The organism is Streptomyces sp. NPDC101237 (genome assembly GCF_044767465.1).
Lineage (GTDB): Bacteria > Actinomycetota > Actinomycetes > Streptomycetales > Streptomycetaceae > Streptomyces > Streptomyces gramineus.
In genome coordinates, this window is record NZ_JBIWNY010000030.1 from 14,822 (window position 1) to 31,753 (window position 16,932).

Annotated in this window: 17 protein-coding genes; 6 read left to right on the plus strand and 11 right to left on the minus strand. The window is 73.1% G+C overall.

Annotation, left to right across the window (positions count from 1 at the left end; translation table 11 throughout):
* Positions 1–174: 174 nt before the first annotated feature.
* The 5 genes from thpD to ACIRQ9_RS33735 all read right to left on the minus strand — a co-directional run bounded on the left by thpD (position 175) and on the right by ACIRQ9_RS33735 (position 4,744).
* Entirely contained in the window at positions 175–1,062 is an 888-nt protein-coding gene (gene thpD, locus ACIRQ9_RS33715) for an ectoine hydroxylase (protein ID WP_404182260.1), read from the minus strand.
* A 2-nt stretch (positions 1,063–1,064) separates the two neighbouring features.
* On the minus strand, positions 1,065–1,463 hold the full coding sequence (locus ACIRQ9_RS33720) for an ectoine synthase (protein WP_351326185.1): 399 nt from the start codon (positions 1,461–1,463) through the stop codon (positions 1,065–1,067).
* A 31-nt stretch (positions 1,464–1,494) separates the two neighbouring features.
* Positions 1,495–2,766: a diaminobutyrate--2-oxoglutarate transaminase gene (gene ectB / locus ACIRQ9_RS33725; RefSeq protein ID WP_404182263.1), complete on the minus strand. Its 1,272-nt coding sequence runs from the start codon at positions 2,764–2,766 to the stop codon at positions 1,495–1,497.
* A gap of 11 nt (positions 2,767–2,777) precedes the next feature.
* The gene (gene ectA / locus ACIRQ9_RS33730) at positions 2,778–3,293 is read right to left on the minus strand and encodes a diaminobutyrate acetyltransferase (protein ID WP_404182266.1); all 516 of its coding nucleotides are present in this window, start codon (positions 3,291–3,293) and stop codon (positions 2,778–2,780) included.
* Between the two features lie 350 nt (positions 3,294–3,643).
* On the minus strand, positions 3,644–4,744 hold the full coding sequence (locus tag ACIRQ9_RS33735; RefSeq protein ID WP_404182496.1) for a pyridoxal-phosphate-dependent aminotransferase family protein: 1,101 nt from the start codon (positions 4,742–4,744) through the stop codon (positions 3,644–3,646).
* Between the two features lie 225 nt (positions 4,745–4,969).
* On the opposite strand from ACIRQ9_RS33735, the gene ACIRQ9_RS33740 reads away from it, so the two are divergent.
* The 5 genes from ACIRQ9_RS33740 (at position 4,970) to ACIRQ9_RS33760 (ending at position 9,693) form a co-directional block, all read left to right on the plus strand.
* Entirely contained in the window at positions 4,970–5,824 is an 855-nt protein-coding gene (locus tag ACIRQ9_RS33740) for an ABC transporter substrate-binding protein (protein WP_404182269.1), read from the plus strand.
* Complete coding sequence (locus tag ACIRQ9_RS33745) at positions 5,821–6,654, plus strand: amino acid ABC transporter permease (RefSeq protein WP_404182272.1); 834 nt, start codon at positions 5,821–5,823, stop codon at positions 6,652–6,654. Before ACIRQ9_RS33740 ends, ACIRQ9_RS33745 begins: the two co-directional genes overlap by 4 nt.
* On the plus strand, positions 6,651–7,436 hold the full coding sequence (locus tag ACIRQ9_RS33750) for an amino acid ABC transporter ATP-binding protein (RefSeq protein ID WP_404182275.1): 786 nt from the start codon (positions 6,651–6,653) through the stop codon (positions 7,434–7,436). The genes ACIRQ9_RS33745 and ACIRQ9_RS33750 overlap by 4 nt, the downstream gene beginning before the upstream one ends.
* Before the next feature lie 81 nt (positions 7,437–7,517).
* Positions 7,518–8,609, plus strand: a complete 1,092-nt coding sequence (locus ACIRQ9_RS33755; RefSeq protein WP_404182278.1) for an amidohydrolase family protein — start codon at positions 7,518–7,520, stop codon at positions 8,607–8,609.
* A gap of 142 nt (positions 8,610–8,751) precedes the next feature.
* Entirely contained in the window at positions 8,752–9,693 is a 942-nt protein-coding gene (locus tag ACIRQ9_RS33760; RefSeq protein ID WP_404182281.1) for an SCO1860 family LAETG-anchored protein, read from the plus strand.
* A gap of 80 nt (positions 9,694–9,773) precedes the next feature.
* Here ACIRQ9_RS33760 and cobC read toward each other — a convergent pair whose 3' ends face one another.
* The 6 genes from cobC to cobM are packed head-to-tail and all read right to left on the minus strand — an operon-like array spanning position 9,774 to position 16,112.
* Entirely contained in the window at positions 9,774–10,850 is a 1,077-nt protein-coding gene (cobC, locus tag ACIRQ9_RS33765) for an Rv2231c family pyridoxal phosphate-dependent protein CobC (RefSeq protein WP_404182284.1), read from the minus strand.
* Complete coding sequence (locus ACIRQ9_RS33770; RefSeq protein WP_404182287.1) at positions 10,840–11,766, minus strand: sirohydrochlorin chelatase; 927 nt, start codon at positions 11,764–11,766, stop codon at positions 10,840–10,842. Before ACIRQ9_RS33770 ends, cobC begins: the two co-directional genes overlap by 11 nt.
* On the minus strand, positions 11,763–12,347 hold the full coding sequence (locus ACIRQ9_RS33775; RefSeq protein WP_404182290.1) for a precorrin-8X methylmutase: 585 nt from the start codon (positions 12,345–12,347) through the stop codon (positions 11,763–11,765). Before ACIRQ9_RS33775 ends, ACIRQ9_RS33770 begins: the two co-directional genes overlap by 4 nt.
* Positions 12,344–14,038: a precorrin-3B C(17)-methyltransferase gene (gene cobJ, locus ACIRQ9_RS33780; RefSeq protein WP_404182293.1), complete on the minus strand. Its 1,695-nt coding sequence runs from the start codon at positions 14,036–14,038 to the stop codon at positions 12,344–12,346. Before cobJ ends, ACIRQ9_RS33775 begins: the two co-directional genes overlap by 4 nt.
* The gene (gene cbiE, locus ACIRQ9_RS33785) at positions 14,035–15,267 is read right to left on the minus strand and encodes a precorrin-6y C5,15-methyltransferase (decarboxylating) subunit CbiE (RefSeq protein WP_404182296.1); all 1,233 of its coding nucleotides are present in this window, start codon (positions 15,265–15,267) and stop codon (positions 14,035–14,037) included. Before cbiE ends, cobJ begins: the two co-directional genes overlap by 4 nt.
* On the minus strand, positions 15,264–16,112 hold the full coding sequence (gene cobM / locus ACIRQ9_RS33790; protein WP_404182299.1) for a precorrin-4 C(11)-methyltransferase: 849 nt from the start codon (positions 16,110–16,112) through the stop codon (positions 15,264–15,266). Before cobM ends, cbiE begins: the two co-directional genes overlap by 4 nt.
* Positions 16,113–16,196: 84 nt before the next feature.
* Here cobM and ACIRQ9_RS33795 point away from each other — a divergent pair, with 84 nt between their 5' ends.
* Positions 16,197–16,925, plus strand: a complete 729-nt coding sequence (locus ACIRQ9_RS33795; protein WP_404182302.1) for a ZIP family metal transporter — start codon at positions 16,197–16,199, stop codon at positions 16,923–16,925.
* Positions 16,926–16,932 lie beyond the last annotated feature (7 nt).

The following is a 16,932-nucleotide window of genomic DNA, read 5'->3' on the forward strand; positions in this document are numbered from 1 at the left end:
GCGCGGCGGGCGGGGCGGTGGGGCGCCGGTGTCATCGCACGGGGGCGGTTGGGCACGGGTGTCACCGCACAGGTGTGAGGTCCCGTGCGCCGATGCCGTGTCCGAGGGCCGCTGCGCGGCGGGCGGGGCGGTGGGGCGCCGGTGTCATCGCACGGGGGCGGTTGGGCACGGGTGTCACCGCACCGGTGTGAAGTCCCGTGCGCCGATGAACTCGGGGCGGGGGACCGGGGCCGAGAACGGCTCCACCGCCTTGTTCTCCACGCTGTTGAACACGATGAAGACGTTGCTGCGCGGGAACGGCGTGATGTTGTCGCCGGAGCCGTGCATGCAGTTGCAGTCGAACCAGGTCGCCGAACCGGCGCGGCCCGTGAACAGCTTGATGCCGTACTCGCCGGCCATCGCGGTCAGCGCCTCGTCCGAGGGCGTGCCCGCGTCCTGCATCTGCAGCGACTTCTTGTAGTTGTCCTCCGGCGTGGCGCCGGCGCAGCCGAGGAACGTCCGGTGCGAGCCCGGCATGATCATGAGGCCGCCGTTGGTGTCGTGGTTCTCGGTCAGCGCGATCGAGACCGACACCGTGCGCATGTTCGGCAGCCCGTCCTCGGCGTGCCAGGTCTCGAAGTCCGAATGCCAGTAGAAGCCGCTCGCCCCGAACCCCGGCTTGACGTTGATCCGCGACTGGTGGACGTAGACGTCCGAGCCGAGGATCTGCCGGGCCCGGCCGACCACCCGCTGGTCGCGCACCAGATTCGCGAACACCTCGCTGATCTTGTGCACCTCGAAGACCGAGCGGATCTCCTTGGACTTCGGCTCGATGACGGAGCGCTCGTCGGCCCGGACGGCGGGGTCGGCGACCAGCCGCTCCAGCTCGTCGCGGTAGACGGCGACCTCGTCGTCGGCGAGCAGCTGGTCGACGGCGAGGAAGCCGTCCCGCTCGAACTCCTCCAGCCGGGCCGTGGGGATCGGCCCGGCAGCACCGGGCGCCGACCAGACGACCGGGTCCTTGCGGGGCACGGAGACCTCGACCGGGCCCCGGCTCGGGTACAGGTCGGTGATCGTGGTCATGGTCAGCCCTCCTCCGTCAGCAGCGGATAGACGCCGTTCTCGTCGTGGTCCTCCCGGCCGGTGACCGGCGGGTTGAACACGCAGATGCAGCGGAAGTCCTCCTTGACGCGCAGCGTGTGCCGCTCGTGCCCGTCGAGGAGGTACATGGTGCCGGGCGTGATCGTGTACGACGTCCCGGTCTCACGGTCGGTCAGCTCGGCCTCGCCCTCGACGCAGACCACGGCCTCGATGTGGTTGGCGTACCACATGTCGGTCTCCGTGCCCGCGTAGAGGATCGTCTCGTGCACCGAGAAGCCGACCCGCTCCTTGGCGAGGACGATGCGTTTGCTCTCCCAGGTCCCGGACGCGGCCTTGACGTGGCGGTCGGTACCCTCGATCTCCTTGAACGAACGGACGATCACGGTGGTGTACAGCCTCCTAGCTGGATCCTGGTCAGACGGTCTCCCGGACGGCCCGGGCGAGGATGCTCAGCCCCTCGTCCAGTTCGTCCGGGGTGATGGTCAGGGCGGGGAGCAGCTTGACGACCTCGCTCTCCGGCCCCGACGTCTCTATGAGCAGCCCCAGTTCGAAGGCGCGCCGGGCGATCCGCCCGGCCCGTGCCTTCTCGTGGAACTCCACGCCCCACACCAGACCGCGGCCCCGGTACTCGCGCACGTCGGCGAGGTTCTCCTCGACGATCGCGATGAGTCCCTGCTCGATCTGCTCGCCCTTGGCGCGGGTCTGCTTCTCCATCGCCGGGCCGTCGGCCCAGTAGCTCTCCAGCGCGGCGGTCGCGGTGACGAAGGCGGGGTTGTTGCCGCGGAAGGTGCCGTTGTGCTCGCCGGGCTCCCACACGTCCAGCTCGGGCCGGAACAGGCACAGCGACATCGGCAGTCCGTACCCGCTGATGGACTTGGACACCGTCACGATGTCGGGGACGATCCCGGACTCCTCGAAGGAGAAGAACGCGCCGGTCCGTCCGCAGCCCATCTGGATGTCGTCGACGATCAGCAGCATGTCCTGCCGCTCGCACAGCTCCTTGAGGGCGCGCAGCCACTCGGGCCGGGCGACGTTGATGCCGCCCTCGCCCTGCACGGTCTCCACGATCACCGCGGCGGGCTTGTTGAGCCCGGATCCCTGGTCCTCCAGGAGCCGCTCGAACCAGAGGAAGTCCGGGACCTTGCCCTCGAAGTAGTTGTCGAAGGGCATCGGCGTCCCGTGCACCAGCGGGACCCCGGCGCCGGCCCGCTTGAACGCGTTGCCGGTGACGGCCAGGGAGCCCAGGGACATGCCGTGGAAGGCGTTGGTGAACGAGACGATCGCCTCGCGTCCCTTCACCTTCCGCGCCAGCTTCAGCGCGGACTCCACGGCGTTGGTGCCGGTGGGCCCGGGGAACATCACCTTGTACGGCAGGTCGCGCGGCCGCAGCACGAGGTCCTGGAAGGTCTGCAGGAACGACCGTTTGGCGGTGGTCGACATGTCGAGGCCGTGGGCGACCCCGTCACGTTCCAGATAGTCGAGCAACGCCCGTTTCAGCACGGGATTGTTGTGTCCGTAGTTGAGTGACCCGGCGCCGGCGAAGAAGTCCAGGTACGCGTGGCCGTCCTCGTCGTACATCCGGCTGCCCCGGGCCCGGTCGAACACGGTGGGCCAGCTGCGGCAGTAGCTGCGGACCTCGGACTCCAGGGTCTCGAAGACGCTCAGATCGGGCTGCGTGATGGTCACAGGGAGGCTCCTCAGTGCGATGTGGGGGTCAAGGGGCCGATGCGGTACAGGACTTCGGGGTCGTGCGGACCGTCCGGGAACTCGCCGGCCTCGAACAGCACCGTCCGTTCCACGGTGGCGCCGTGCCGGGCGGCGTACGAGGTGAACAGCCGCTCGGAGGCGGTGTTGCCGGGCGTGATGGTGGTCTCCACCGCGGTGAGCGGCTGTTCCGCGGCCACCCGTGCCGTGAGCCCGTCCAGCAGCCGTGCGGCGACACCGCGCCCGCGCTGGACGGGGTGCACGGCGACCTGCCATACGAGCAGCGTGTCCGGGCGGTCCGGCCGCGTGTATCCGGTGACGAATCCGACGGGCTCACCGTCCGCTCCGCGCGCCACCGCCGACGTGCCGGCGAAATCCCGGCACCACAGGAGATAGCTGTACGAGGAGTTCAGATCGAGGTTTCCGGATTCCTTTGCGAGACGCCACAGGGCGGCGCCGTCGGTCACCAGCGGGCGCTCGACGATCAGGTCTGCTTGTGGGGCGGTCATGCGGACTGAATTTAGCGAGGCAAATGCAAAAATGCACGGCGGGTGTCGTTGCCGATCGAACCTGCCATGCCCGTATGTGCCGAAATGTACCAGCACAAACCGGGCAAATGACCCGGTTATGTGGAGTGTGTCACAGGGTTGAAATCTGGAGGAAATTACCCCCGTTTAGCTCCGCAAAAAGCGGGCAGAAGAACTCGGGCAAGCCATCGCTGAAAAGGGAATTCGGAATTAATTTGAATTCAGGCGCCGTCGCCGCCCTCGATGAGCCGCGGACGGCGGGTACCGGCCGCCGGGCGCGGGCGGCGCATACCGCCCGCGGCGCGGCGCCGGCCGGCGCCCGTTTTCGGCCGTCACCGCCAGGCGGACTCCACGGCCCGGCGGGCGCCCTCCAGGTCCACCGTCCGGCCCCGCTCCGCCAGCCCCGCGCCGAGGGCGGCCAGGCTCGCCTGGACCGCACCCACCGTCGCGTCCACCCCGTAGTGGTTCACGCGGATCATCTCCGCGGCCAGCGCACCGCCGCCCGCGGCCAGCGGCAGCGTGCCGTCGCCGGCCAGCGCACCGGCCACCAGCTCCGAGGCCACCACGTCCGAGGGCACCCGCAGCGTCGTGGCCACCGGTGCCGCGTGCGCCTCCTCGTACACGTACGGCTCCAGGCCGCCGCCCAGGGCCACCGCGCCCGCCCGGGTGGCCAGCGCCGCCGTGCGGTGCCGGCGCATCACCGCCTGCGGGCCGTCCGCCTCGATCCGCTCCAGGCACGCCTGGAGGGCGAGCATCTCCAGCTGGGCCGGCGCGTGCGGCAGCGCCGCGCGGCCGCCGTCGAGCCAGCGTTCCTTCCAGTCCAGCAGCGACAGGTACGAGCGGCGCGGAGCGTGCGGGTTCGCCGCCATCCGGGCCCAGGCCCGCTCGCTCACCGACACCGCCGAGACGCCGGCCGGGCCGCCCATCGCCTTCTGGGCCCCGATCACGCACAGGTCCACGCCCCAGGCATCCGGCAGCACCGGCTCGGCGCCGACCGAGGCGACCGCGTCCAGGTAGAACAGCGCGCCGTGCTCCCGCACCACCGCACCGATCCCGGCGACCGGGTTGGTGTTGCCGGTCGCCGCCTCGGCGTGCACCAGGGACACGAAGTCGATCTCCGGGTGCGCGTCGAACGCCTCCCGCACCTGCGCGGCCGTCACCGCCGTGTGGAACGGCACGGAGAGGTCGATCACCGTCGCGCCGCAGTCCCGCAGCCAGCTGCCGAAGGTCTGCCCGTAGGGGCCGGTGATCACGTTCAGCGCGGTCGTGCCGGGACCGGCGGCGGACCTGATCGCACCCTCCAGCGGCAGCAGCGCCTCGCCCTGCATGACCAGGACGTCCTGCCGGGTCTCCAGCAGCCGGGCGACGCCGTCCTCGATGGCGGCGAAGTCCGCGGCGCTCAGCGGGGGCAGGTCGAGGAAGGGGTGGGTCACGGCGGTGCTCTCTTCGCTCGCGTAGGGGCGGGTCGGCATGAGCGTAACCGGCGCCTTTTCGCCAACGGGACCGGTGGTGACCGGCTACTTCTCAGGTCGGACGGCTCCACCGCCATCGGTTTGGTTTGAGATACCCAAACATCTCCTTATAATCGGAACCCGCAGAATCGGAATCCAAAGTTCCCTCACAGTTTCGTGGGGGCCCGCAGACCTACGGGAGGTCTCGTGACCACGCTCCTCGGGCACCGCCGGGCTCGCGCCCTGGCCGCCGCCACCGCCGCGGCCGGGCTGGCCCTCGTGGCCGGCTGCACGTCGAGCGGCAACGGCTCCAGCGCCTCCAGAACGGTGGCGGGCGGGGTCGAACTCGTCAAGGCCGGACAGCTCACCACCTGCACCCACCTGCCGTACCCGCCGTTCCAGTCGGTGATCGACGGCAAGGTGCAGGGCTTCGACGTGTCGATGGTCGACCTGGTCGCCAAGGACCTCGGCGTGAAGCAGAAGGTCCTCGACACGCCGTTCGAGAACTTCAAGACCGGCGCCTTCCTCAACTCCGGCCAGTGCGACCTGGCCGCGGCCGGCATGACCATCACCGCCGAGCGCAAGAAGAACGTCGACTTCTCCACCCCGTACTTCGACGCCACCCAGGCCCTCCTCGTCGCCAAGGGCAGCGGCGTCACCTCGCTCGCCGACGCCAAGGCCAAGAAGACCAAGGTGGGCGCCCAGGCGCAGACCACCGGCGAGGACTACGCCAAGGCGCAGGGCCTGGACCCGGTCTCCTTCGAGTCCTCCGACGCCGTCCTCAACGGGCTGCGCACCGGCCAGGTCAAGGCCGTCGTCATCGACTACCCGGTGATCCAGGGCTGGCTGAAGGACAAGGCCAACGCCGCCGCGTTCCAGGTCGCCGGACAGATCAACACCGGTGAGCAGTACGGCATCACGGTCAAGAAGGGCAACACCAAGCTGCTCGCCGCCGTCGACAAGGCGATCGCCGACGCCAAGGCCGACGGCACCTACAAGAAGCTCTACGAGAAGTGGATCGGCCCCTACGACGCGTCCGCGGCCTCCCCGGCTGCCTCATGACCGCCGCGGACACCGAACTCCAGCCCCGCAGGAAGGGCCTGACCCGGCGGCAGAAGCGCCGGCTGTCGCGCGGCGCGCAGTACGCCGTCTTCGTCGCCGCCGTGGCCGCCTTCGCGGCCGGCGCCGACTGGGGCCGCCTGCAGAACCAGTTCGCGCAGTGGGACATCGCCCGGCAGATGTTCCCGGACGTCATCACGCTGGCACTGAAGAACACCGTGTTCTACACGGTCTCCGGGTTCGTCTTCGCCCTGGTGCTGGGCCTGGTGATCGCGCTGATGCGGCTGTCGTCCGTCGCCCCCTACCGCTGGGTGGCCGGCGTCTACATCGAGATCTTCCGCGGCCTGCCCGCCCTGCTGATCTTCATCTTCATCGGGGTCGCGGTGCCGCTCGCCTTCCCCGGCACGGAGATCGTCGGCGGCACGTACGGCAAGGCCGCCATCGCCCTCGGCCTGGTCGGCGCCGCCTACCTGGCGGAGACCTTCCGCGCCGGCATCCAGGCCGTGCCCAAGGGGCAGATGGAGGCGGCGCGTTCGCTCGGCTTCTCGCCCGCCCGTGCCATGGTCTCCGTCGTCATCCCGCAGGCGTTCCGGATCATCCTGCCGCCGCTGACCAACGAGTTCGTGATCCTCTTCAAGGACTCCTCCCTGGTGCTGCTCCTGGGCGTCACCCTGGAGGAGCGCGAACTGTCCAAGTACGGCCGGGACCTGGCCAGTACGACCGCCAACTCCACGCCGATCCTCGTCGCCGGCCTGTGCTACCTGCTGGTCACGATCCCGCTCGGCTTCGTGGTGCGGCGCATGGAGGCGAAGGCCCGGGAGGCCGTGCGATGACACCCGACACCAGCCGGCCCGAGATCCGGGTCGAGGACCTGCACAAGTCCTTCGGCGACAACGAGGTGCTGCGCGGCATCGACCTGGAGATCGGCCAGGGCGAGGTGGTGTGCGTCATCGGCCCCTCGGGCTCCGGCAAGTCGACGCTGCTGCGCTGCGTCAACCTCCTGGAGGAGCCGACCGGAGGCCGGGTGTTCGTGGGCGGCACGGAGCTGACCGACCCCGACGTCGACATCGACGCCGTACGCCGCCGCATCGGCATGGTCTTCCAGCAGTTCAACCTCTTCCCGCACCTCTCGGTGACCGAGAACCTCATTCTGCCGCAGCGCCGGGTCCTCAAGCGGGACAAGGTGCAGGCGGCGCGCGTGGCCGCCGAGAACCTCGCACGCGTCGGCCTGACCGAGAAGGCGGACGCCTACCCAGCCTCCCTCTCCGGCGGCCAGCAGCAGCGCGTGGCGATCGCCCGCGCGCTGTCGATGGGCCCCGAGGTGATGCTCTTCGACGAGCCGACCTCTGCCCTCGACCCCGAACTGGTCGGCGACGTCCTCGCGGTGATGCGGATGCTGGCCCGCGAGGGCATGACCATGATGGTGGTCACCCACGAGATGACCTTCGCCCGGGAGGTCGCCGACCGGGTCGTCTTCATGGACGGCGGGGTCATCGTCGAGGACGGCACCCCGGACCAGGTGATCGGCGACCCCACCCACGAACGCACCCGCCACTTCCTGTCCCGGCTGCTGAACCCGGCGATGGCCCAGGTCGAGGAGGAATCCGCGGACTAGGCCCGGTCCCCGAGGTGCCGCGCGGGGCCGGCCGCCGGGCCCCGTCGATGGGGGACTTCCCGTCGTCCTAGGCTGAGGCCCATGAGCGATCAACCGGTGCTGCACGTGAGGGGCCGGGTCCTGGCGGGGCCCGACGACGTCCGGGACGAGCTGTGGGTGATCGGCGGCCGCGTCTCCTACGACCGTCCCGCCGGGGTCCGGGACGTCACGGCCGTCGAGGGCTGGACGCTGCCCGGCCTCGTCGACGCGCACTGCCACGTCGGCCTCGGCCCGCAGGGCCCGGTCGACGCGGCCACCGCCGAGAAGCAGGCCCTCACCGACCGCGAGGCCGGCACCCTGCTGATCCGGGACGCCGGGTCGCCCTCCGACACCCGCTGGGTCGACGACCGCGCGGACCTCCCGAAGATCATCAGGGCCGGCCGGCACATCGCCCGCACCCGCCGCTACATCAGGAACTTCGCCCACGAGATCGAGCCGCCCGACCTGGTCGCCCACGTCGCCCAGGAGGCCCGGCTCGGCGACGGCTGGGTCAAACTGGTCGGCGACTGGATCGACCGCGACCTCGGCGACCTGGCTCCCAGCTGGCCGCGGGACGCGGTGCAGGCGGCGATCGCCGAGGCGCACCGGCTCGGCGCCCGGGTCACCGCGCACTGCTTCGCCGAGGACTCGCTCCAGGACCTGGTCGAGGCAGGCATCGACTGCGTCGAGCACGCCACGGGCCTGACGGACGAGCTGATCCCGCTCTTCGCCGAACGAGGCGTCGCCATCGTCCCGACCCTCGTCAACATCGCCACCTTCCCGAGCCTCGCGGCCGGCGGCGAGGCCAGGTTCCCGCGCTGGTCGGCCCACATGCGCCGGCTCCACGAGCGCCGCTACGACACCGTCCGCGCCGCCTACGACGCCGGCATCCCGGTGTACGTCGGCACTGACGCCGGCGGCTCCCTCGCGCACGGCCTGGTCGCGGGCGAGGTCGCCGAGCTGGTCACCGCCGGCATCCCGGCCGTCGACGCGCTCGCGGCGACCAGCTGGGCCGCCCGCGCCTGGCTCGGCAGGCCCGGCCTGGAGGAGGGCGCACCGGCGGACCTGGTGGTGTACGAGAGCGACCCGCGCGCGGACGTACGCGTCCTCGCGTCCCCCCGTCGGGTGGTGCTGAACGGGCGGGTCGTCGAGTAGAGGAACGTCTGTGCGCACGGCCTCGAATGAACGAGCGGAAAGTCCACTAATGAGTGAAGTCACGCAGGATCGCCGCCCGTTCACCCTCAGTGCGTAATTCTTGGCGGGTCCCGAGCAAGTTTCCTCTGGGGGTCCCACCACCTTGAACAGCGACACATTCCGTATGCCCGCACGCCGTCTCGCGACCGTCGCCACGGCCACCGCCCTGGCCGTCGGTCCCGCGGTCCTGGCGGGCGCGGGCACCGCGCACGCGACCACCGGCCAGGGTCGCGCGAGCGCGGTCGTCCTGCGCACCGGCCTCGACGTCTCCCTCCTCGACAAGACCGTGAACGTCCCGCTCGCGGTCTCCCTGAACGAGGTCCAGGCACCGCGCAGCGCCGACCGCACCGCGCTCACCGCCACGCTCGACGGAGTCGACGGCGGCAAGCCGTTCAACGTCCTGAGCGCCGACGTCTCCTCGGCGAAGGCGACCGTCTCCGACGGCGTGGCCGAGGGCTCGGTCCACCTGGCCCACGCCCGGCTGCACCTGCCGGGCCTGCCCCTGCTGTCCCTCGTGGAACTCGGCACCGTCACCTCGAAGGCCACCTGCGAGACCGGCAGGCAGCCGGTGGCCGAAGCCAACGTGCTCGGCGCCGTCACCGTCCTCGGCAAGCGGGTCACGCTGAGCGCCGGCGGCCCCACCGACGTCCGTGTCCCCGGCGTCGGCGAGGTCCGCCTGGACCTGTCCAGGCGCGCGACGACCTCCACGACGGCGGCGGCCAGCGCCCTGGAACTCAAGATCTCCGTGAACCCGCTGAAGCTGAACGTCGCCGACGTGGAGGGAACGCTCACCCTGGCGAAGGCGACCTGCGAGACACCGCAGGCCCAGGCCGCTCCGTCCGACCAGGCCGCTCCGTCCGACCAGGCCGACGCGTCCGGCGCGGCCGGTCCCGTGACCGACGTCAAACCCCAGGGCGCCCCGGCGAAGGAGACCGACCTGGCCGAGACGGGCGGCAGTTCACTGACGCCGTACGTGGCGGGAGGCGCGCTGGCGCTGCTCCTGGCGGGCGCGGGGGCGGTGACCGTCGCCCGACGCAGGCGATAGCGCCCGTCAGGGGCGCGGGGAGCTGTGCGACCGGCCACCGGCGACCGTCCGTCGACAACGGCGCGCAGCCCCCGCTCTCCTCACCCCCGGACCAGGGTCAGCGCCCGGTCCAGCGCCTGCAGGAACCCGTTCACCGTCCCGCGGTCCCGGACGGCTATCCGCAGCCACTCCTCGTCCAGCCCGGGAAAGGTGTCCCCGCGCCGCACCGCGTAGCCCAGCACCCGCAACTGCCGCCGCACCGCGGCCGCCTGGGCCATCCGTACGAGCACGAACGGCCCCTCGGCGGGCCCCGCCACCCTTACCCCCTCCGGCGCGAACTCCTCGAGACCCGCGACCAGATGGGCCCGGTCGGCCGCCGCCCGGTGCGCCGCGTGCGCGGCCTCCGCCAGCGCCCGGGGCGCCGCACACGCCTCGGCCGCCACCAGCGCCGGCGCCGACACCGGCCACAGGGGCTGCGCCCGGGCCAGCCGCTCGACGGTCCGCGGACCGGCCAGCACGTAGCCGATCCGCAGCCCGGCCAGCCCCCACGTCTTCGTCATGCTCCGCAGCACCACGAGCCCCGGCACGTCGGTCCGCCCGGCCAGCGCTTCCCGCTCACCGGGCACCGCGTCCATGAACGCCTCGTCCACCACCAGCGTCCGGCCGGGGCGGGCGAGCCGGGCGACGGTGTCGGCGGGGTGCAGCACCGACGTCGGGTTCGTCGGATTGCCGATCACCACCAGGTCGGCGTCCTGCGGCACGGCCGCGGGATCGAGCCGGAACCCGTCCTCCTCCCGCAGCAGCACCCGGCCCACGGTGTGCCCGGCGTCCCGCAGCGCCACCTCCGGCTCGGTGAACTGCGGATGCACCACCACCGGCCGCCGCACCTCCAGCGCCCGCGCCAGCAGCACGAACGCCTCCGCCGCGCCCGCCGTCAGCAGCACCCGCTCCACCGGCAGCCCGTGCCGCGCCGCGACCGCCGCCCGCGCGGCCCGCCCGTCGGGATAGGCGGCGAGAGCGCCCAGCGAGTCGGCGATCCGCTCGCGCAGCCAGATCGGGGGCGTACCGGCGCGCACGTTGACCGCGAGGTCGACCAGGGCCGACCCGTCGTCACGGACCTCGGCGTCGCCGTGGTGGCGCAGATCGTGCGGTCCCTCCGGGCCGCCGTCAGTGCGCATGCGCGTGGCCGCCGTGGTGATGGTGGTGTCCGTGCCCGTGGCCCTCGTCGTCGGGATGGAAGTGCGGCTGCTGCGGCAGGCCCACCTTGTCCTCGAAGCCGGGCATCGCGATCCGGTACACGCACGAGTCGCAGTTCATCCGCACCTGGTCCGCGGCCGCCTCCCGGTACCGCTCCATCACCAGGTCGAGCAGTTCCGGCTCGGGCCCGATGACGTCGGCCGAGCGCACCTCCGCCTCGGGATGCGCGGCCGCCCAGCCCTCGGTCTGCTGCCGCACCCGCTCCGGCAGGATGCCGGTGAACAGGAAGTACGGGAGGACGACGATCCGCCGCGCCCCGAGGCGCAGACACCGGTCGAGTCCGCTCGGCACGTCCGGCGCGGCCAGCGACACGAACGCCGTCTCCACCCCTGCGTACCCGCGCCCCTCCCACAGCAGCCGAGCCGCGCGGTGCACCTCGGCGTTGGCGTCCGGGTCCGTGGAGCCGCGGCCCACCAGCAGCACGGTCACGTCCGCGCGGTCCAGCGGGGCGCGTCCGCCGTCGCTGCCCAGCACCTCGTCCAGGCGCCGCTCCAGCACGGACAGCAGCGCCGGGTGCGGGCCGAGGGGACGCCCGTAGGTGTACGAGATCCCCGGGTGCCGTTCCTTCTCCCGGGCCAGCGCGGCCGGGATGTCGCCCTTGGCGTGCCCGGCGGAGACCAGCATCAGCGGGACGGCGGCGAAGCGGCGGACACCGCGTTCCACCAGGTCGCTCACCGCCTCGGCCAGCGGGGGCGGCGACAGCTCGATGAAGCCGCCGGCGACGGGCAGTTCGGGATTGCGGCGCCCCAGCTCCCGTACGAAGGCGCGGAACGCCTCGGCCCCGGCTTCGTCCCGGGTGCCATGGCCGGCGATGAGCAGGGCGGGCGGCGTGGTCACGGTGTCTCCTTCGACGTGGGGTGGTACAGCAGGGCGTTGAGTGCGGCGGCGGCGACCGCCGAGCCGCCCTTCTCGGACACGTTGCTCACGGCGGGCAGCCCGCTCGCGCGCAGCGCGGCCTTGGACTCGGCCGCGCCGACGAAACCGACGGGCAGACCGATGACGAGCGCGGGAGCGGCGTCCAGGGTCAGCAACTCCTCCAGCGCGGTCGGTGCGTTGCCGATCACCCACAGGGCGCCGGGGCCGACCTGCTCGTGGGCGAGCCGGATCGCGTGCGCCGAACGGGTCAGCCCGGGACGGGACTCGGCGTCGCGCAGCCGGCACACCGTCTCGCGGCGGGTGATGCCGGCGGCGACCATCTCGACGTCCACGACCACCGGCGCCCCGGCGTGCAGCGCGGCGTGCGCCGCCGCCAGGTCGGCCTCGTCCGTCACGATGTCGGTCGCGTAGTCCAGGTCGGCCGCGGAGTGGATGACCCGCTCCACGACGGCGCGGGTCAGCGGCGGCAGGTGCGAGGTGTCCAGGCGGGCCCGCAGGCGCCGGTAGGACTCCTCCTCGATGGGGTGGACGACCCGGTTCACTCGGCCTCCTTCGAAGCGCTCTCCTGCCAGCGGTACCCGCGCGGGGTGACCATGCGCCCGGCGACGTTGCGGGTGGCGGTGTTGCCGACGGTCACGACGGTCATCATGTCCACCCACGCCGGATCCAGCCCGCCGAGGGTGGTCAGCCGGCTCGACTCGTCGGGGCGCGAGGCGTTGCGCACGACGCCGACGGGGGTCGTCGGCTCGCGGTGCCCGGCGAGGATCGAGAGCGCCTTCGGCAGCTGCCAGTGGCGGCCCCGCGAACGCGGGTTGTAGAAGGTCACCACGAGGTCCGCCTCGGCGGCGGCCCGGACCCGGCGTTCGATGACCTCCCACGGCGTGTGCAGGTCGGACAGGCTGATGGAGACGTGGTCGTGGCCGAGCGGCGCGCCGAGGACGGCCCCGGCGGCGAGCGCCGCGGTGACGCCCGGCACACCGATCACGTCGATGTCGTCGGAGGCCTCGGCGAGGGCGGGCGAGGCCATCGCGTACACGCCGGCGTCACCGCTGCCGATCAGCGCGACGGCGTGCCCGGCCCGCGCCTCGGCGACCGCGGTCCGGGCGCGCTCCTCCTCCGCGCCGAGCCCGGACTCCAGGACCCGGGTGCCGGGCCGCAGCAGGTCGCGGATCTGGTCGACGTACTGGTCGAGCCCGACGAGCACGGAGGCACGCCGGAGTTCGGCCCCGGCACGCGGGGTGAGCAGGTCGCGGGCGCCGGGCCCGAGCCCGACGACCGCCAGCCGCCCGCGCGGCGGCCGCCGCACGACGGCACAGGTCGCCATCGCCGGCCGGGCGTCCGACTTCCTTTTGGGGACGAGGAGTTCGCCGCCGCGCAGCAGGGCGGCCGCCTCCGCGACGGACGGCGTGCCGACGGCGGCCAGCGGCGCCTCGGACGGGTGGGGCACCGTCACCCGGGCCAGCTCCCCGGCCGTGTAGGTCACCAGGGGAACCCCGAGCCGCGCGGCCGCCGCCACGATGCCGGGCTCCTCGGCCTTGGCGTCGACGGTGGCGAGTTCGGCGACGCTGCGCGGGGACAGCCCGGCGTCCCGCAGCGCCCCTTCGACCAGCGCGTACACCTCGTCGGCCGGGGCACCCCTGGAGGCACCGACGCCGACCACCAGGGACGGCGGCCGCAACAGCACCTCGCGCTCGCCCGGTTCGGCCGCGCGGTCGGTGAGCCGGACCGTGTACGCCCCCTCCGCGGCGAACGGCAGCGCCGGCAGCGGCCAGGCCGAGTCGGCCCGCAGCGCGACCGGTTCGCCGTCCAGGAGGGCCCGCGACACGGCCGCCACCGAGCCCTCGACCGGGAAGCCGAGGGTGTCGAGGCCGGGCAGCCCGACGGCGTCCGTCGCCGTGGTCACCACCGGCTGCGCCGCCAGCAACTCGGCGACCTCACGGGCGAGTTCGTTCGCACCGCCCGCGTGCCCGCCGACCAGGGACACCGCGAAGCGTCCGCCCTCGTCGACGCAGACCACACCCGGGTCGGCGGTCTTCTCGCCCAGCAGCGGGGCGATCAGCCGGACCACCGCGCCGGTGGCCAGGAAGCACACCAGCTGCTCGCACTCCGCGAACGCGGACCGCACGGCGTCCCCGACCGGACCGTCGTACACCCGCGTGCGGTCCGGCCACGCCGCGGCCAGCCGGTCGCGGGCCGCCGCCCCCGCCGCGGTGGCGGAAATCAGGCCGATCACTGAGCAACTCCTTCGTCGGAACGGGGGACGCGATTCCCCCACAGCAGGAACACGGGATTGGCCGCCGCCAGCCGCGTGACATCACCCGGCAGCGGCGCCAGGCGCGACGACTGCAGCAGCACCCCGTCGCAGGAGAACCCGGCACCGGTCAGCGCCTCGCGCGCGGCCGGCACCCGGTCCAGCGCGGCGAGCGCGACCACCACCGTCCGCCGGGCCCGCAGCGCGCAGGCGCCGACCACGGCGGCCAGTTCACGGCCCCCGCCGCCGACGAACACGGCGTCGGGATCGGGGAGTCCGTCCAGGGCGTCGGGGGCCGTGCCGTGCACCACGTCCACGTACACGCCGTGCGACCGCGCGTTGGCCGCGATCCGTCCCACCCCGTCGGCGGTCTTCTCCACGGCGACGGCGGCCGCCCCGAGCCGCGCGCACTCCACCGCCACGGACCCGGAACCCGCGCCGACGTCCCAGACCAGGTCGCCGAGGCGCGGTCCGAGCCGGGCCAGGGCCAGCGCCCGCACCTCGAACTTGGTGATCATCGAGTCCCGGTGGGCGAACTCGCCCTCGTCCAGGGCCCAGCCGGCCGGTCCGGCCGGCACCCCGGCGACCGTGCGCACCGCACCGAGCGTCCGCGCCGGGTCCAGGCACAGCACCACGCTGACGTCCGCTCCCCAGTCCCGGCCCGCGGCCTCGGCGGGCGTGACCCGCTCCACCCGCTCCCGCTCCGGATCGCCGAGCGCGCTCGCCACGACCAGCACCCGGTCCGCGGGCACCGCGGCCGCCAGCTCCGCCGGTCCGGCCCCCGGCCCCGTCAGCACCGCCACCTTCGGATGCGCCCGGCACACGTGGACCGCGGTGCGCGGCCGCCGCCCGTGGGCGCTCACCACCACCGCGTCGTCCCAGGGCAGCCCGGCACGGGCGAACGCGGCGGCCACCGAGGACACCCCGGCCCGCACGTCGAGCAGCTCCGGCCCGAACCGTTCGGCCAGCGCTCGCACGATCCCGAAGAACCCGGGGTCGCCGGAGGCCAGCACCGCCACCGGCCGGTCCTCGGCGACGTACCGCGCGACGGCGTCGAGGGCCGGCGCCAGCGGCCCGAGGACGATCCGCTCGGCGCCCTCCGGCAGCCGGGCCGCGTCCAGGTGCCGGCGTCCGCCGACCACCAGCCCGGCCCCGGCCAGCGCCTCCGCCGGCAGCGGCGCGCCGGTGCCCGTGCCGAAGACCGTGATCACGTACTCGCCCCCCGTTCCCGCAGCTCCCGCCGGGCCTCGGGGTCGGCCTTGCGGAACCCGTGGAAGTGGCCGGGGTGGTAGAGGTGCGAGCGGGTGCCGTGCGCGGCCAGGGCGGGGCCGACCAGGAAGAGGGTGTGCTTCCAGAGCTTGTGCTCCTTGACCGTCTCCTCCAGCGTCTCGATCGTGCACCGCACGACCAGTTCCTCCGGCCAGGTCGCCTGGTAGGCGACGACCACCGGCGTCGACGTCGGATAGCCGCCCTCCAGCAGTTCCCTGACCAGCTGCCCGCTGCGCGCGGCCGACAGGAAGATCGCCATGGTGGTGCCGTGCCGGGCGAACTCCCGCACCTCCTCGCCCGGCGGCATCGGCGTCTTGCCGCCGCCGAGCCGGGTCAGCACGACGGACTGGGCGACCTCGGGAATGGTCAGCTCGCGCCGCGCGAGCGCGGCGACCGCCGAGAACGAGGACACCCCGGGCACGATCTCGACCTCGACGCCGATCTCGGCACACCGGTCGACCTGCTCCTGGGTACCGCCCCACAGGGCCGGGTCCCCGGAGTGGATGCGGGCGACCCGCAGGCCCTCGGCGCGGGCCCGCTCGTACACCGCCACGACGTCCTCCAGCGACATCGTGGCCGAGTCGAGGATCTCCGCGCCCTCGCGCGCGTGCCGGAGGACCTCGGCCTGGACCAGGCTCGCCGCCCAGATCACCACGTCGGCGTCGGCGATCGCGCGCGCGGCCCGGAACGTCAGCAGATCGGCGGCGCCGGGACCGGCGCCGACGAAGGTCACCTTGCCGGTGGGAGCGCCGCCGGGGACGGCGGCGGAGGCAGCGGCATCGGCCATGAAAATTCGGTCCTCTCTGGACAAAGGGTGTTACGGGTGCCGCTCGATGTGCGCTGGGGCCGGTCGATCGGATAGCAAGGGCACATGGCGGTCTTCGTCGCGCTCGGCGCGTTCCTGATGACGCTGGCCGGCGGCTGGACGGCACAGCGCGTGACCGACCGTCGCCACCTGGTCCTGGGCCTGGCCGGCGGACTGATGCTCGGGGTGGTCGGCCTCGACCTGCTGCCGGAGGCGCTGCGCGCGGCCGGCCGGGAGGTCTTCGGCGTGCCGGCCGCCCTGCTGCTCTTCGTGGCCGGGTTCCTGCTGGCCCATCTGGTGGAACGCACCCTGGCGCTGCGGCAGGCCGCGCACGGCGGCGCCGAGCACGGTCACCGGGCGCCCGAGGTGGGCCTGACGGCGGCCGGCGCGATGGTCGGGCACAGCGCGATGGACGGCGTGGCGATCGGCGCGGCCTTCCAGGTCGGCGGCGGCATGGGCACCGCGGTCGCGCTGGCCGTGATCGCCCACGACTTCGCGGACGGCTTCAACACGTTCACCCTCGCGAGCCTCTACGGCAACGCGCGCCGCCGGGCGATAGGCATGCTGGTCGCCGACGCCTGCGCGCCCGTCCTCGGCGCCCTGTCCACCGTCTTCGTCACCGTCCCCGAAGCCGTGCTCGGCGGATATCTCGGTGTCTTCGGCGGGGTCCTGCTCTACCTGGCCGCCGCCGAGATCCTGCCCGAGGCCCACCACGAGCACCCGGCCCGCTCCACCCTGCTGTTCACGGTGGCAGGCGCCGCCTTCATCTGGCTGGTGGTGGGCATCTCCGGCTGAGCCCACG

What these genes read in the sequence shown, in the direction of transcription:
- thpD (WP_404182260.1), bottom strand. Translation starts at nt 1,062, where the DNA reads ATGACCACGATCACCGACCTGTACCCGAGCCGGGGCCCGGTCGAGGTC.
- ectA (WP_404182266.1), bottom strand. Translation starts at nt 3,293, where the DNA reads ATGACCGCCCCACAAGCAGACCTGATCGTCGAGCGCCCGCTGGTGACC.
- ACIRQ9_RS33745 (WP_404182272.1), top strand. Translation starts at nt 5,821, where the DNA reads ATGACCGCCGCGGACACCGAACTCCAGCCCCGCAGGAAGGGCCTGACC.
- ACIRQ9_RS33750 (WP_404182275.1), top strand. Translation starts at nt 6,651, where the DNA reads ATGACACCCGACACCAGCCGGCCCGAGATCCGGGTCGAGGACCTGCAC.
- ACIRQ9_RS33755 (WP_404182278.1), top strand. Translation starts at nt 7,518, where the DNA reads ATGAGCGATCAACCGGTGCTGCACGTGAGGGGCCGGGTCCTGGCGGGG.
- cobC (WP_404182284.1), bottom strand. Translation starts at nt 10,850, where the DNA reads ATGCGCACTGACGGCGGCCCGGAGGGACCGCACGATCTGCGCCACCAC.
- cobM (WP_404182299.1), bottom strand. Translation starts at nt 16,112, where the DNA reads ATGGCCGATGCCGCTGCCTCCGCCGCCGTCCCCGGCGGCGCTCCCACC.
- ACIRQ9_RS33795 (WP_404182302.1), top strand. Translation starts at nt 16,197, where the DNA reads ATGGCGGTCTTCGTCGCGCTCGGCGCGTTCCTGATGACGCTGGCCGGC.